The following is a 14,869-nucleotide window of genomic DNA, read 5'->3' as shown; positions in this document are numbered from 1 at the left end:
CGGGCCTCCTGATTTCGCTGGATCCTTCATGGACAAACTTCTGATTCGCGGCGGGCGTGAGCTTCGCGGCGAAGTGCTCATTTCCGGCGCCAAGAACGCCGCGCTGCCCGAGCTGTGCGCAGCGCTGCTGACCGACCAGCCCGTGGTGCTCCACAACGTGCCGCGCCTGCAGGACGTGTCGACCATGCTCAAGCTGGTGCGCAACATGGGCGTGACGGCCGAGGCCGACGACAACGGCACCGTGCGCCTGAACGCTGGCGAGCTCGGCAACCCCGAGGCCCCCTACGAACTCGTGAAGACCATGCGCGCCTCGGTGCTGGCATTGGGCCCGCTGCTGGCGCGCTTCGGCCACGCCAAGGTGTCGCTGCCGGGCGGCTGCGCCATCGGCTCGCGGCCGGTCGACCAGCACATCAAGGGCCTGCAGGCGATGGGCGCCGAGATCGTGGTCGAGCACGGCTACATGGTCGCGCGCCTGCCCGAGGGCCGCACGCGGCTGAAGGGCGCGCGCATCCTGACCGACATGGTCACCGTCACCGGCACCGAGAACTTCCTCATGGCCGCCGCGCTGGCCGAGGGCGAGACGCTGCTCGAGAACGCCGCGCAGGAGCCCGAGATCGTCGACCTGGCCGAGATGCTGATCCGCATGGGCGCGAAGATCGAAGGCCACGGCACCAGCCACATCCGCATCCAGGGCGTCGAGAAGCTGCACGGCTGCGAGCACGCCGTGGTGGCCGACCGCATCGAGGCCGGCACCTTCCTGTGCGCCGTGGCGGCCACGGGCGGCGAGGCCTTCCTGCGCCATGCGCGCGGCGACCACCTCGACGCCGTGATCGACAAACTGCGCGACGCCGGCTGCACTGTCGTGACCGAGCCCGACGGCATCCGCATCGGCTCGCAGGGCCCCGCGTACGACCACCTGAAGGCGCAGAGCTTCAGCACCACCGAATACCCGGGCTTCCCGACCGACATGCAGGCCCAGTTCATGGCCCTGAACGTGATCGCGCGCGGCGCTTCGATGGTCACCGAGACCATCTTCGAGAACCGCTTCATGCACGTGAACGAGATGGTGCGCCTGGGCGCGCGCATCCACGTCGAGGGCAAGGTCGCGATGGTCGAGGGCGTGCAACAGCTCTCGGGCGCCACCGTGATGGCCACCGACCTGCGCGCCTCCGCCAGCCTCGTCATCGCCGGCCTCGTGGCCGAGGGCGAGACGCTGGTCGACCGCATCTACCACCTCGACCGGGGCTACGACCGCATGGAATCGAAACTGCGCGGCCTCGGTGCCGACATTGAACGCGTGACGGGAGCCGCCGCATGATCACCCTGGCTCTTTCCAAAGGCCGCATCTTCGAAGAGACGATGCCCCTGCTGGCCGCCGCCGGCATCGAGGTCACCGAAGACCCCGAGAAATCGCGCAAGCTGATTCTTGAAACCACCCGACCCGACGTGCGCGTGGTGCTGGTGCGCGCCTCCGACGTGCCCACCTACGTGCAGTACGGCGGCGCCGACCTCGGCGTGACCGGCCTGGACGTGCTGCTCGAGCACGGCAACCAGGGCCTGTACCAGCCGCTGGACCTGCGCATCGCGGCCTGCCGCCTCAGCGTGGCCGTGCGCGCCGACTACGACTACGCCTCGGCCGTGAAGCAGGGCTCGCGCCTGCGCGTGGCCACCAAGTACGTGGGCCTGGCGCGCGACTTCTTCGCCAGCAAGGGCGTGCACGTCGACCTGATCAAGCTCTACGGCAGCATGGAGCTGGCGCCGCTCACGGGCCTGGCCGACGCCATCGTCGACCTGGTCTCGACCGGCAACACGCTCAAGGCCAACCACCTCGTCGAGGTGGAGCGCATCATGGACATCAGCGCCCGGCTGGTCGTCAACCAGGCCGCGCTCAAGCTCAAGCGCGAACCCATCCGCCGCATCATCGACGCCTTCGCGTCCGCCACTCCCTCCGCCTGAACCTCAAGCCCATGACTCTGCAAGCAGCCCCCGCCCGACTGTCCACGAACTCAGCCAGCTTCGACGCTGAATTCAAGGCGCGGCTGCATTGGTCCGCGGACGCGGACGCGGCGATCGAGAAGGTGGTGGCCGACATCCTGGCCGACGTGCAAAAGCGCGGCGACGAGGCGGTGCTGGAGTACACCAACCGCTTCGACAAGCTCGACGCGAAGACGCTGCCCGAGCTCGAACTCACGCAGGCCGAGCTGAAGGCCGCGTTCGAGGGCCTCCCCGCCGCGCAGCGCGACGCGCTCGAAGCCGCCGCGCGCCGCGTGCGCAGCTACCACGAGGCACAGAAGAAGGCCTCCGGCGAAAGCTGGAGCTACCGCGACGCCGACGGCACGCTGCTCGGCCAGAAGGTCACGCCGCTGGACCGCGTCGGCATCTACGTGCCGGGCGGCAAGGCCGCGTACCCGTCGAGCGTGCTGATGAACGCCATTCCCGCGCACGTCGCGGGTGTGGGCGAGATCATCATGGTCGTGCCCACGCCGAAGGGCGAGAAGAACCAGCTCGTGCTCGCCGCGGCCTACGTGGCCGGCGTGACGCGCGGCTTCACCGTCGGCGGTGCGCAGGCCGTGGCCGCGCTGGCCTACGGCACGGCCACCATCCCGGCCTGCGACAAGATCACCGGCCCCGGCAACGCCTACGTGGCCGCCGCCAAGCGCCGCGTGTTCGGCACCGTGGGCATCGACATGATCGCGGGCCCGAGCGAAATCCTGGTGCTGGCCGACGGCTCCACGCCGCCCGACTGGGTGGCCATGGACCTGTTCAGCCAGGCCGAGCACGACGAACTGGCCCAGAGCATCCTGCTGTGCCCCGACGCCGCCTACATCGACCGCGTGCAGGCCGAGATCGACCGCCTGCTGCCGACCATGCCGCGCGCCGAGATCATCGCCGCCTCCCTCAACGGCCGCGGCGCGCTGATCCACACGAAGAGCATGGAAGAGGCCTGCGAGATCAGCAACCGCATCGCCCCCGAACACCTCGAGGTGAGCAGCAGCGAACCGCACCGCTGGGAGCCGCTGCTGCGCCACGCCGGCGCGATCTTCCTGGGCAACTTCACCAGCGAGAGCCTGGGCGACTACTGCGCCGGCCCGAACCACGTGCTGCCCACGAGCGGCACGGCGCGCTTCTCGAGCCCGCTGGGCGTGTACGACTTCCAGAAGCGCTCCAGCCTCATCGAGGTGAGCGAGGCCGGCGCGCAGGTGCTGGGCCCGATCGCGGTCACGCTGGCCGAAGGCGAGGGCCTGCAGGCGCACGCCGAAGCCGCGCGCATGCGCCTGCGTAAGATCTGAGGCTCCAACAACCCCGCTTCAGGGAGGAGCACGCCAGATGATTCAACGCCTCTATCGCTCGCGATTTTTCCGTTTCGCCACCGGCCTCGTTGCCGGTGCCGCCTTGCTGGCCGCCTGCACCCAGATGCCGCAAAACCGCGCCGAGACGACCGCGATGGCGGCCACGTCCAGTGCTGCAAAGCCTGCACCCGCACCGGCGCAGCTTGGCACGCAATGGGGCGAGGGCATCGAGTCGAAGACCCGCACGGTGGCTGCCAAGCGCCTGTCCGACCAGCCCGACGACGTGGCTTCGATCGGCTACAACGACGCGGCCAGCGTGCGCCGCGATGCGGGCAGCAACCCCGAGCGCCGGCTGAACCTGCAGCTGGCCCAGGGCGACATCGAGTGGTCGGTGCTCGACGAGAACGACCGCCCGTTGCCGTTGCAGCGCGCACGTCGAAGCGGCAATGACGACCTGTTTCGCCTCGCCGGCGTCGAAGGTGCGCGCTACACGCTGCGCTTTCGCAATCTCAGCGATCGCAGCTACGAGGTGATCGCCACCGTCGACGGCCTGGACGTGCTCAACGGCAAGCCCGGCAGCCTGCGCAACGGCGGCTACGTGCTGCGCCCGCAGCAGACCCTGAACATCGAGGGCTTCCGCAAGAGCCAGAGCGAAGTGGCCGCCTTCCGTTTCGCCACGCCGGGCCGTGCCTACGCCGCGAACACCGAGGCCGGCGACGTGCGCAACATCGGCGTGATCGGCGCCGCGCTGTTCGAGCTCGAAGAGCCGAACGCCCCGCGCCGCACCCGTCGCGACGCCTCGCCGTCGCAGCCCAGCGCCTTCCCGGCCGACGGCGCGTATGCGCCGCCGCCGCGCTACCGCAAGTAAGCCAGCGAGGCCATGCAACGCGCCGCCGTCCTGCTGTTGCCGCGCCTGCCGGCGCTGCTGCTCGCCCTGGCGGCCGGTGCGATCGGCGCCGGCGCGCAGGCCATGAGCATCCGCGAGCTGCGCACGCTCGAAGCCAACGAGAAGGACGGCAAGGCCTACGCCAGCTACTACCTCGTCGGCGTGCTCGAGGGCCTGCGCGAGGGCGTCGAGTCGTCGCAGCGCAACGGCCAGGTGCCGCCGTTCTGCATCGAGGGCCGCCGCCTCGAACCCTCGATGGCCCGCTCGCTCTACCAGACCGAGCTGAGCCGTAACGCCGACAGCTACGAAGCCGACATGCCCGTGCAACTGGTCATGGCCGGCGCCCTCCGCAACAGCTACCGCTGCACCCGATGACCGTTTCCGATTCTTCCGCTTCCGACAACCGCCTGCCGCTCGCGCGCATCCGCGCCGATGTGCGCGCCATGCACGCCTACGCGGTGCAGGACGCGCGCGGCTTCCTCAAGCTCGACGCGATGGAGAACCCCTACGGCCTGCCGCCCGCGCTGCAGGCCGAGCTCGGTGCGCGCCTGGGCGCACTGGCGCTCAACCGCTACCCCGGCGACCGCGGCGCCGACCTGCAGCGCGCGCTGGCCGCCCATGCGGGCCTGCCCGAAGGCTTCGGGCTGATGCTGGGCAACGGCTCGGACGAACTGATCTCGCTGCTGGGCATCGCCTGCGACCAGCCCGGCGCCGCCGTGCTGGCGCCCGTGCCCGGCTTCGTCATGTACGCGATGAGCGCCCAGCTGCAGGGCCTGCGCTTCGTGGGCGTGCCGCTCACGGCCGATTTCGAGCTCGACGAGGCCGCCATGCTGGCCGCCATTGCGCGCGAGAAGCCGGCCATCGTCTACCTCGCCTACCCGAACAACCCGACCGCCAACCTCTGGGACGACGCCGTCATCGAGAAGATCGTGCAGGCCCAGGGCGCGCAGGGCGGCCTGGTGGTGATCGACGAGGCCTACCAGCCCTTTGCCGCCCGCAGCTACATCGACCGGCTCGCGAACCACCGCCACGTGCTGCTGATGCGCACCCTGAGCAAGTTCGGCCTGGCCGGCATCCGCCTGGGCTACCTCATGGGCCCGGCCGCGCTGGTCGCCGAGATCGACAAGGTGCGCCCGCCGTACAACATCAGCGTGCTCAACTGCGAGGCCGCGCTGTTCGCGCTGGAGCACGCGGCCGTGTTCGAGGCCCAGGCGCGCCAGATCCGCGAAGGGCGCGACCAGCTCATGGCCGCGCTGGCCCGGTTGCCGGGCGTGAAGACCTGGCCCAGCGACGCCAACATGATCCTGCTGCGCGTGCCCGATGCCACCCGTACCTTCGAGGGCATGAAGGCCCGCGGGGTGCTGGTGAAGAACGTTTCTAAAATGCATGAACTGCTCGCCAACTGCCTGCGCCTCACCGTCGGAACGGCCGACGAGAACGCGCGGATGCTGGCGGCGCTCGAAGCCTCACTATGACCACCCCCACGACCCCGGGCAGCACCGATCGCATCGCGACGGTCACCCGCCACACCGCCGAGACGAAGATCACGGTCAGCGTCAACCTCGACGGCACCGGCAAGGCCAAGCTCTCCACGGGCATCGGCTTTTTCGATCACATGCTCGACCAGATCGCCCGCCACGGGCTGATCGACCTGGACATCGACTGCGAGGGCGACCTGCACATCGACGGCCACCACACGGTGGAAGACGTGGGCATCACGCTCGGCCAAGCCGTGGCCAAGGCCATCGGCGACAAGAAGGGCATCCGCCGCTACGGCCATGCCTACGTGCCGCTGGACGAGGCATTGAGCCGCGTCGTCATCGACTTCTCGGGCCGCCCGGGCCTCGTGATGCACGTGCCCTTCACCAGCGGGATGATCGGCACCTTCGACAGCCAGCTCACCTACGAGTTCTTCCAGGGCTTCGTGAACCACGCCTTCGTCACGCTGCACATCGACAACCTGAAGGGCGTGAACGCGCACCACCAGTGCGAGACCGTGTTCAAGGCCTTCGCGCGCGCCATGCGCGGCGCGCTGGAACTCGATCCGCGCTCCGTCGGCGTCATTCCCTCGACCAAGGGTTCGCTCTGAAATTCCTCAGCGAACAGCTATGAAATCTGTAGCAAAGAATTCCGTCGCGGTCGTCGACTACGGCATGGGCAACCTGCACTCCGTGTCGCAGGCCGTGCGCCATGCGGCCGACCAGGTGGGCGTGGAGGTGTTCGTCACCTCCGACCCGGACGTGGTGCGCCAGGCCACCCGCGTGGTGCTGCCGGGGCAGGGCGCCATGCCCGACTGCATGCGCGAGCTGCGCGATTCGGGCCTGCTCGAATCGGTGCTCGAAGCCGCGGCCAGCAAGCCGCTCTTCGGCGTGTGCGTGGGCATGCAGATGCTGCTGTCGCGCAGCGACGAAGGCCCGACCGACGGCCTGGGGCTCATTCCCGGCGAGGTCGTCAAGTTCGACCTGGCCGGTCGCCTGCAGCCCGACGGCAGCCGCTTCAAGGTGCCGCAGATGGGCTGGAACCAGGTGCGCCAGGCCCAGCCGCACGCGGTGTGGGCGGGCATTCCCGACCAGAGCTACTTCTATTTCGTGCACAGCTTCTACGCGTGTCCGGCCGATGCCCGGCACAGCGTGGGCGAGGCCGATTACGGGGCATGCTTTACCGCGGCCATCGCACGCGATAACATTTTTGCAACCCAGTTCCACCCGGAGAAGAGTGCGGACCATGGGCTGCAGCTGTATCGCAACTTCCTCCACTGGAATCCCTGACCTTATATTCCCGCCCGGGCCGCACCGTTGGCAGCCCGGCTTTCGCACACTCGCGTCACTTCCATGCTCCTCATTCCCGCCATTGATCTCAAAGACGGCCACTGCGTTCGCCTCAAGCAGGGCGACATGGACCAGTCCACCATCTTCAGCGAAGACCCCGCCGCCATGGCCCGCAAATGGGTCGAGGCCGGCGCCCGTCGGCTGCACCTGGTCGATCTGAATGGCGCCTTCGCCGGCAAGCCGCAGAACCACGCGGCGATCAAGGCGATCCTGAAGGAAGTCGGTGACGACATCCCGGTGCAGCTGGGCGGCGGCATCCGCGACCTGGACACCATCGAGCGCTACATCGACGACGGCCTGCGCTACGTGATCATCGGCACCGCCGCGGTCAAGAACCCCGGCTTCCTGAAGGACGCCTGCAGCGCCTTCGGCGGCCACATCATCGTGGGCCTGGACGCCAAGGACGGCAAGGTCGCCACCGACGGCTGGAGCAAGCTCACGGGCCACGAGGTGGCCGACCTGGGCAAGAAGTTCGAGGACTACGGCGTCGAATCGATCATCTACACCGACATCGGCCGCGACGGCATGCTCTCGGGCATCAACATCGACGCCACCGTCAAGCTCGCGCAGGCGCTGACCATCCCGGTCATCGCCTCGGGCGGTCTGTCGAACATGGCCGACATCGACCAGCTCTGCGCGGTCGAGTCCGAAGGCGTCGAGGGCGTGATCTGCGGCCGCGCCATCTATTCGGGCGACCTCGACTTCGCCGCTGCCCAGGCGCGCGCGGACGAACTGGCCGGCGCCTGACGCCTTTGCTGTAGCGGCGCGTGCTCTCCGCGCTCGCCATCGCCAACTACCGCTCGCTGCGCCAGCTGACGGTGCCGCTGGGCCGCCTCACGGTGGTCACCGGCGCCAACGGCAGCGGCAAGTCGAGCGTGTACCGCGCGATGCGCCTCTTGGCCGACATCGCCAACGGTGGCGTGATCCGCTCGCTGGTGCGCGAGGGCGGGCTGTCTTCCACGCTGTGGGCCGGGCCCGAGCGCTTTTCGGCGGCCATGCTGCGCGGCGAACAGCCGGTGCAGGGCACCACGCGCAGCGAGCCGGTGGCGCTGAAGCTGGGCTTCGCCGGCGCCGAGGCCGACGATTTCGGCTACGCCATCGACATCGGCCTGCCGCCGCCCGTCCCGTCCTCGGCCTTCTCGCACGACCCGCAGATCAAGCACGAGGCGATCTGGAGCGGCCCGCTGCTGCGCCCCTCCACGCACCTGGTCGACCGCAAGGGCGCCGCGCTGCGCCTGCGCGACGGCAAGGGCTGGCAGGCCATCGGCCGGCCGATTCCCGCCTTCGCCAGCATGATGACCGAGCACGCCGATCCGCGCGACGCGCCCGAGATGCTCACGCTGCGCGAGCAGATGCGCTCCTGGCGCTTCTATGACCACTTCCGCTCCGATGCCGACGCCCCGGCGCGTCAGCCGCAACTGGGCACCTACACGCCTGTGCTGGCGAACGATGGGGCCGATCTGGCCGCGGCCCTGCAGACCGTCCGCGAGATCGGCGACGGCGAGGCGCTCGACAGCGCCGTGGACGACGCCTTTCCGGGCGCCCGCATCGAGGTGCAGGCGAACGGCGACCGCTTCGAGACGCTGATGCACCAGCACGGCCTGCTGCGGCCCCTGACGGCCGCCGAGCTGTCGGACGGCACCCTGCGCTACCTGCTGTGGATCGCGGCGCTGCTGACGCCCCGTCCGCCCGCGCTGCTGGTGCTCAACGAGCCCGAGACCAGCCTGCACCCCGACCTGCTGCCGGCGCTGGGCCGCCTCATCGCGCAGGCCGCGCGGTCGTCGCAGGTGATCGTGGTGTCGCACGCGGCGCGCCTGATCGCCGCCCTGGACGACAGCGACGGCCTGCAGCCGGTGGTGCTCGAAAAGCGCTTCGGCGAGACCCGCATCGCGAACCTCGACATGAGCGAGATCCCGCGCTGGGAGTGGCCGACGCGCTAGGGATGAAGGGCAGGCGGGCCTACTCGGCCTTCACCGCCATCGTCTGGATGATCGTTTCCAGCTGCGCGCTCATCGGCAGGTTGAGGCTTTCCCCCGAGGGCAGCTTGCGCATGAACCAGCGCTTGTACTGGCGGTGGATCTCGCCGTCTTCCGCCAGTACCTGGAAGGTATCGACCACCACCTTGTTGAGCTGCGGGTCGCCCTTGCGGTACATGACCGCGTACGGGTCGTAGGAGAGGAAGTCGCCCACCACCTCGTACTGCGCCTTGGCGGCGTCGCGGGCGATCAGGCCGTAGAGCAGCACGTCGTCGGTGGCAAAGGCGTCGGCCTGGCCGTCCTTCACGAGCGCGAACGACTCGGCATGGTCGCGTGCCACCTTCAGCTCGATGTTCAGCTTGAACTTCTGCGACAGGTCGCGCAGCGTCTTCTCGTTGGTGGTGCCGGCCGTCACCGCCACCTTCCTGCCGGCCAGGTCGCGGAACGACTGGATCGGCGCGCCCTTCTTCACCAGCACCTTGGTGCCCGAGACGAACATCGTCGGAGAGAAGGCCACGCGCTTCTGGCGCTCGAGGTTGCTGGTGGTGGAGCCGCACTCGAGGTCGATCTGGCCGCTGACGACCGCGTCGATGCGCGAATCGGAGGTGACGGGCACCCACTTGATCGTGAGGCTCTTGTTGACCGTGTCCTCGATGGCCGTGACGAGCGCGCGGCACAGCTCGATGGAATAGCCGATCGGTTCCTTGCGCGCATTGAGGTACGAAAAAGGCACCGAGGCCTCGCGGTGGCCGATGGCGATGGTGCCGCTCTCGCGCACCTTGGCCAGCGTGCCGGTGAGGAGCTCCTGCGCCTGTGCCGGGCCGGCCGGCAAGGCCAGGACCACGGCCGCCAGCAGCCATGCGGCGGCAGCGGAGGGCAGCGTGGCGATGCGCGTCATGGCGTGGCGCCTCACGCGTGCGCCGGGTGGGCGAGGGTGGCGGCGGCTTCCTCGTCGAGCACCTTGGCGTTGGCCTCGGCATCGCTCTCGGACAGCAGCTCGCCCTCCCACTTGGCGACCACGGCCGTGGCGATGGAGTTGCCCACCGCGTTGGTGGCCGAGCGGCCCATGTCCAGGAAGGTGTCCACGCCCAGGATCAGCAGCAGGCCGGCCTCGGGAATGTCGAAGTGGTTCAGCGTGGCGGCGATCACCACCAGCGACGCACGCGGCACGCCGGCCATGCCCTTGGAGGTGAGCATCAGGATCAGCAGCATGGTGATCTGCGTGCTGATCGGCATGTGGATGTCGTAGGCCTGCGCGATGAACAGCACGGCGAAGGTGCAGTACATCATCGAGCCGTCGAGGTTGAACGAGTAGCCCATCGGCATCACGAAGCTGGAGATCTTGCGCTTCACGCCGAAACGGTCGAGCGCCTGCAGGATCTTCGGGTAGGCGGCTTCGGAGCTCGCGGTGGCGAACGAGAGCAGGAACGCCTCCTTGATGAGCACCAGCAGCTTGAACACGCGCGGCCCCAGGAACAGCAGGCCGGCCATGATCAGCACGCCCCACAGCACGAACAGGCCCAGGTAGAAGTCGCGCATGAACACGGCGAACTTGACGAGAATGCCCAGCCCGTTCACGGCCACGGTGGCGGCCATGGCGGCCAGCACCGCCAGCGGCGCGAGCTTCATGACGTAGCCCGTGATCTTGAGCATGGCGTGCGACAGCTCCTCGATGGCGGCCACCAGCGTCTTGGCCTTGTCGCCGAGCGAGGCCAGCGCCACGCCGAAGAACATCGAGAACACCACGATCTGCAGGATCTCGTTGTTGGCCATCGCCTCCACGAACGACTTGGGCACCGTGTGGCTCACGAAGTCCTTGAAGGTGAACTTGTTGGTCGCCAGGTTGGCCGAGGCGCCGATGTCGGGCAGCGGCAGGCCCAGGTTCTCGCCGGGCTTGAGCAGGTTGGCCATGACCAGGCCGATCACCAGCGAGATCAGCGAGGCCGTGAGGAACCAGCCGATGGCCTTGCCGAACACGCGGCCGACCGACTTGGCGTCGCCCATGTGCGCGATGCCCACCACCAGCGTGGAGAACACCAGCGGGCCGATCAGCATCTTGATCAGGCGCAGGAAGACGTCGGAGACGATGGAGACGTAGTCCGCGATCTCCTTGGCGGCCTTCTTGTCGGGAAAGCTGGTGAAGATCATGTAACCGACGATGATGCCGAGCACCATGGCGATCAGGATCCAGGCGGCCATGGGCAGCTTTTTCTTCATGCGTATCCCCTTTGTCGTGTGAGAGTGGTTCTTTTCGAGTGCACGGGACCGACCCGGCACAGGGTATCCAAGAAAGGCGGATGCACGCAATGGCCTGCTGCCAGGATGCGGCGGCTGCCTACAATTCCTCACATGGATATCCGCTCGATCGAGTTTCGAGGCCAGCCGGCGTTGCACGCCGTGGCGGCCGATGGCAGCACGCTGACGGTGGCGCTGCATGGCGCCCAGGTGCTTTCCTGGGCCCCGGCCCGCGGTGGGGAGCGACTGTATCTGAGTCCGAAGGCCGTTTTTGACGGCCAAACCGCCATCCGCGGCGGCATTCCCCTGTGCTGCCCCCAGTTCAACCAGCGCGGCATGCTCCCCAAGCATGGCTTCATGCGCAATCTGCCTTGGATTCGCGAGGAATCGGGCGCGCCCGACACGCTGCGGCTGGTGCTGCGCGACAACGACGCCACCCGCCGGCTCTGGCCGCATGCCTTCGAGGCCCGGATGGACGCCACGCTCGCCGCCGGCCAGCTGCGCACCGCGCTCACCCTGGCCAACACCGGCGACGCACCCTGGCCGTTTTCGGCCGCGCTGCACACCTACCTGCGCGTGGACGACATCGCCGCCGTGCGCCTCGAAGGCCTGCAGGGCGCCGCCCGCTGGGACGCGGTGCGCGACGTGCGCCAGACCGAAACCGCCGCCGCGCTGCAGTTCGACGCCGAGTTCGACAGCGTCTACACCGCCCCGGCGCAGCCGCTGCGGCTGGTGCAGCCCGGCGGCACGCTCGAAATCACCCAGAGCGAAACCTGCACCGAAACCGTGGTCTGGAACCCCGGTCCCGTGCTCGGTGCGACACTCGCGGACATGCCCGCAGAGGGCTTCCGCCACATGCTGTGCGTCGAGGCGGCCCGCATCGACGAACCCGTCGTGCTGGCGCCCGGCGCCCAATGGCAGGGCTGGCAACAGCTTTGCGTTCTCTGATTTCTCTCTGGTTCACCACCCCATGCTTGCCAAACGCATCATTCCCTGCCTCGACGTCACCGGCGGCCGCGTCGTCAAGGGCGTCAACTTCCTCGAGCTGCGCGATGCCGGCGACCCGGTCGAGATCGCCGCGCGCTACAACGCGCAGGGCGCCGATGAACTCACCTTCCTGGACATCACCGCCACCAGCGACGGCCGTGACCTGATCCTGCCGATCATCGAAGCGGTGGCCTCGCAGGTCTTCATTCCGCTGACCGTGGGCGGCGGTGTGCGCACCGTGGCCGACGTGCGTCGGCTGCTCAACGCGGGCGCCGACAAGACCAGCTTCAACTCGGCCGCCATCGCCGATCCGCAGGTGATCAGCGACGCGGCCCAGAAGTACGGCTCGCAATGCATCGTGGTCGCCATCGACGCCAAGCGCCGCAGCCCCGAAGACGCCGCCACGCGCGGCGCGGGCTGGGACGTCTACAGCCACGGCGGGCGCAAGAACACCGGCTTGGACGTGGTGCAGTGGGCGACCGAGATGGCACGCCGCGGCGCTGGCGAGATCCTGCTCACCAGCATGGACCGCGACGGCACCAAGAGCGGCTTCGACCTGGCCCTGACGCGCGCCGTGAGCGACGCGGTCAACGTGCCCGTGATCGCCTCGGGCGGCGTCGGCAACCTCGACGACCTGGCCGACGGCATCCAGAAGGGCGGCGCCGACGCGGTGCTGGCCGCGAGCATCTTCCACTACGGCGAGCACACCGTGGGCGAGGCCAAGGCGCGCATGGCCGAGCGCGGGATTCCCGTGCGCATCGACGCCTGAGCGGGACCGGAAGGGTCTTTTCCTATCCTCGACAATATCCCCATGAATTGGCTCGATGAAGTGAAGTGGGACGCGAACGGGTTGGTGCCCGTGATCGCCCAGGAACAAGGCACGAACGACGTGCTCATGTTCGCGTGGATGAACCGCGAGGCGCTCGAAAAGACCGCCGAGCTGGGCCGCGCGGTGTATTTCAGCCGCTCGCGCAGCAAGCTGTGGTTCAAGGGCGAGGAGTCGGGCCACGTGCAGACCGTGCACGAGATCCGCCTCGACTGCGACAACGACGTCGTGCTGCTCAAGGTGACGCAGCTGGGCCACGAGCCCGGCATCGCCTGCCACACCGGCCGCCACAGCTGCTTCTTCAGCAAGTACGAGAAGGGCCAGTGGACCGTGGTCGAACCAGTCTTGAAAGACCCGGAGTCGATCTACAAATGAGCGCCACAGTGAACGATTCGAACACCTCCGACGCGCTCGCCCGCCTGGCCGCGGTGCTCGAGAGCCGCCTGCCCGCGAACGGCGGCGACCCCGAGAAAAGCTACGTCGCCCGGCTGCTGCACAAGGGCCCCGACGCCTTCCTCAAGAAGATCGGCGAGGAAGCCACCGAGGTCGTGATGGCCGCCAAGGACGCGGACCACGGCGGCGACCGCTCGAAAATAGTGAACGAAGTGGCCGACCTGTGGTTCCACACCATGGTGGCGCTGGCCCACTACGGTTTCTCGCCAGCCGACGTCGTCGCGGAGCTCGAGCGCCGCGAAGGCACCAGCGGCATCGAGGAAAAAGCCCTGCGCAAGGTGCAGGCCCGCGAAGCTTCCAACGACTGAATGATCGATTGAAAGGGCATCGACCATGGCCAATGACATCGTGAACGTGGAACCCGACGACTCCCTCAAGACCTGGGGCTGGGTCAGCTACGTGCTGCACCTGATCGTGGCCATCGGCGCGGTCGTGCCGGGCGCGCAGGCCTCCGTGCTGCTGCTGCTCATCGCCCTCCTGATCGATTTCGTGAAGCGCGACGACGCGGCCGGCACCTGGCAGGCCTCGCACTTCAGCTGGCGCATCCGTTCGGTGCTGTGGGCCGGCCTGCTGTACATCGTCACCTCGTGGCTCTGGCTGCTGCTGTTCGTGCCGGGCTGGATCGCCTGGAGCCTGATTTCGCTGTGGTTCCTCTACCGGATCGTGAAGGGCATGATCCGGATGAACGACGGCCGTCCCATGGAACCCAAAGATGTCATCTGATCCGAACTGCGTCTTCTGCAAAATCATCGAAGGCAAGATCCCCTCGCGCAAGGTCTACGAAGACGACGACCTGTTCGGTTTCCACGACATCTCGCCCTGGGCGCCGGTGCATTTCATGCTGGTGCCGAAGAAACACATCGCCTCGATGGCGCAGCTGACGCCCGAGGATTCGGCGCTCATGGGCAAGATCATGACGCTGGCCCCCCAGCTGGCGCTGGAGCAGGGCTGCAGGCCCTATCCGGACGGCGGCTATAGGGTCGTCGTGAACACCGGCGCCGAGGGCGGGCAGGAGGTTCACCATCTCCATGTGCACGTCATGGGCGGCCCTCGCCCCTGGCTTCGCGGCTGAGCAGGGTTAAGCCAAACTGTCACATTCCCCCCGACTAAAATCGGACACATTCTTAGGAGTTCTCCATGGGTTCTTTTTCCATCTGGCACTGGCTGATCGTGCTGCTCGTCGTGGTCATGATCTTCGGCACCAAGAAGCTGCGGAACATGGGTTCGGATCTCGGTGGCGCCGTCAAGGGCTTCAAGGACGGCATGAAGGACGGCTCGGCCTCCCCCGATGCCTCCACCACGTCGGCCCCCACGCAGCAAGTGACCGGCCAGCCGGCCAACAGCGACAAGTCGACGATCGACGTCGAAGCGCGCCAGAAGTCCTGAGC

General features: G+C 68.1%; 19 protein-coding genes. 17 read left to right on the top strand and 2 right to left on the bottom strand.

What is annotated here, in order from left to right; translation table 11 throughout:
• The first annotated feature begins 28 nt into the window (after positions 1–28).
• The 10 genes from murA (at position 29) to AC1RLW_RS29210 (ending at position 8,944) form a co-directional block, all read left to right on the top strand.
• Positions 29–1,318 (top strand): UDP-N-acetylglucosamine 1-carboxyvinyltransferase, encoded by a 1,290-nt coding sequence (gene murA, locus AC1RLW_RS29255; RefSeq protein WP_062471705.1) that lies wholly within the window; start codon positions 29–31, stop codon positions 1,316–1,318.
• Complete coding sequence (gene hisG / locus AC1RLW_RS29250) at positions 1,315–1,956, top strand: ATP phosphoribosyltransferase (protein WP_493196016.1); 642 nt, start codon at positions 1,315–1,317, stop codon at positions 1,954–1,956. Before murA ends, hisG begins: the two co-directional genes overlap by 4 nt.
• An 11-nt stretch (positions 1,957–1,967) precedes the next feature.
• Entirely contained in the window at positions 1,968–3,290 is a 1,323-nt protein-coding gene (gene hisD, locus AC1RLW_RS29245; RefSeq protein ID WP_307584240.1) for a histidinol dehydrogenase, read from the top strand.
• A gap of 37 nt (positions 3,291–3,327) precedes the next feature.
• Positions 3,328–4,158, top strand: coding sequence for a hypothetical protein (locus AC1RLW_RS29240; RefSeq protein ID WP_493196015.1), 831 nt, complete (start codon positions 3,328–3,330; stop codon positions 4,156–4,158).
• A gap of 12 nt (positions 4,159–4,170) precedes the next feature.
• Positions 4,171–4,551 carry a hypothetical protein gene (locus AC1RLW_RS29235; protein WP_070059929.1) on the top strand — a complete coding sequence of 127 codons (381 nt, stop codon included), beginning with the start codon at positions 4,171–4,173 and terminating at the stop codon, positions 4,549–4,551.
• The gene (gene hisC / locus AC1RLW_RS29230) at positions 4,548–5,651 is read left to right on the top strand and encodes a histidinol-phosphate transaminase (RefSeq protein ID WP_493196014.1); all 1,104 of its coding nucleotides are present in this window, start codon (positions 4,548–4,550) and stop codon (positions 5,649–5,651) included. Before AC1RLW_RS29235 ends, hisC begins: the two co-directional genes overlap by 4 nt.
• Positions 5,648–6,265 carry an imidazoleglycerol-phosphate dehydratase HisB gene (hisB, locus tag AC1RLW_RS29225; protein WP_062471688.1) on the top strand — a complete coding sequence of 206 codons (618 nt, stop codon included), beginning with the start codon at positions 5,648–5,650 and terminating at the stop codon, positions 6,263–6,265. The genes hisC and hisB overlap by 4 nt, the downstream gene beginning before the upstream one ends.
• A 19-nt stretch (positions 6,266–6,284) precedes the next feature.
• Positions 6,285–6,944: an imidazole glycerol phosphate synthase subunit HisH gene (hisH, locus tag AC1RLW_RS29220; protein WP_062471685.1), complete on the top strand. Its 660-nt coding sequence runs from the start codon at positions 6,285–6,287 to the stop codon at positions 6,942–6,944.
• A 63-nt stretch (positions 6,945–7,007) separates the two neighbouring features.
• Complete coding sequence (gene hisA, locus AC1RLW_RS29215; protein WP_062471681.1) at positions 7,008–7,751, top strand: 1-(5-phosphoribosyl)-5-[(5-phosphoribosylamino)methylideneamino]imidazole-4-carboxamide isomerase; 744 nt, start codon at positions 7,008–7,010, stop codon at positions 7,749–7,751.
• A 20-nt stretch (positions 7,752–7,771) separates the two neighbouring features.
• Positions 7,772–8,944 (top strand): AAA family ATPase, encoded by a 1,173-nt coding sequence (locus AC1RLW_RS29210; RefSeq protein ID WP_493196012.1) that lies wholly within the window; start codon positions 7,772–7,774, stop codon positions 8,942–8,944.
• Between the two features lie 19 nt (positions 8,945–8,963).
• Here the strand turns inward: AC1RLW_RS29210 and AC1RLW_RS29205 are convergent, their stop codons facing one another.
• Together AC1RLW_RS29205 and AC1RLW_RS29200 are read right to left on the bottom strand one after the other, a co-directional pair.
• Complete coding sequence (locus AC1RLW_RS29205; protein ID WP_493196011.1) at positions 8,964–9,878, bottom strand: amino acid ABC transporter substrate-binding protein; 915 nt, start codon at positions 9,876–9,878, stop codon at positions 8,964–8,966.
• An 11-nt stretch (positions 9,879–9,889) separates the two neighbouring features.
• On the bottom strand, positions 9,890–11,197 hold the full coding sequence (locus tag AC1RLW_RS29200) for a dicarboxylate/amino acid:cation symporter (RefSeq protein ID WP_070059926.1): 1,308 nt from the start codon (positions 11,195–11,197) through the stop codon (positions 9,890–9,892).
• Positions 11,198–11,329: 132 nt separating this feature from the next.
• Between AC1RLW_RS29200 and AC1RLW_RS29195 the strand changes: the two genes are divergently transcribed.
• The 7 genes from AC1RLW_RS29195 (at position 11,330) to tatA (ending at position 14,867) form a co-directional block, all read left to right on the top strand.
• Positions 11,330–12,163, top strand: a complete 834-nt coding sequence (locus AC1RLW_RS29195; RefSeq protein WP_493196010.1) for a D-hexose-6-phosphate mutarotase — start codon at positions 11,330–11,332, stop codon at positions 12,161–12,163.
• A 22-nt stretch (positions 12,164–12,185) separates the two neighbouring features.
• Positions 12,186–12,971, top strand: coding sequence for an imidazole glycerol phosphate synthase subunit HisF (gene hisF / locus AC1RLW_RS29190; protein WP_056572731.1), 786 nt, complete (start codon positions 12,186–12,188; stop codon positions 12,969–12,971).
• A gap of 42 nt (positions 12,972–13,013) precedes the next feature.
• A complete protein-coding gene (gene hisI / locus AC1RLW_RS29185) occupies positions 13,014–13,403 on the top strand; it encodes a phosphoribosyl-AMP cyclohydrolase (protein WP_095743771.1) in 390 nt (129 codons plus the stop codon).
• The gene (locus AC1RLW_RS29180; RefSeq protein WP_139701050.1) at positions 13,400–13,789 is read left to right on the top strand and encodes a phosphoribosyl-ATP diphosphatase; all 390 of its coding nucleotides are present in this window, start codon (positions 13,400–13,402) and stop codon (positions 13,787–13,789) included. The genes hisI and AC1RLW_RS29180 overlap by 4 nt, the downstream gene beginning before the upstream one ends.
• A 25-nt stretch (positions 13,790–13,814) precedes the next feature.
• Positions 13,815–14,204, top strand: coding sequence for a DUF4870 family protein (locus tag AC1RLW_RS29175; RefSeq protein ID WP_056572726.1), 390 nt, complete (start codon positions 13,815–13,817; stop codon positions 14,202–14,204).
• Complete coding sequence (locus AC1RLW_RS29170; RefSeq protein ID WP_070059922.1) at positions 14,194–14,553, top strand: histidine triad nucleotide-binding protein; 360 nt, start codon at positions 14,194–14,196, stop codon at positions 14,551–14,553. Before AC1RLW_RS29175 ends, AC1RLW_RS29170 begins: the two co-directional genes overlap by 11 nt.
• Positions 14,554–14,618: 65 nt before the next feature.
• Positions 14,619–14,867 carry a Sec-independent protein translocase subunit TatA gene (gene tatA, locus AC1RLW_RS29165; protein ID WP_062471655.1) on the top strand — a complete coding sequence of 83 codons (249 nt, stop codon included), beginning with the start codon at positions 14,619–14,621 and terminating at the stop codon, positions 14,865–14,867.
• Positions 14,868–14,869 lie beyond the last annotated feature (2 nt).

The organism is Variovorax sp. GW822-FHT04A09, assembly GCF_058801005.1.
This window is presented reverse-complemented; position numbering and strand designations above follow the sequence as displayed.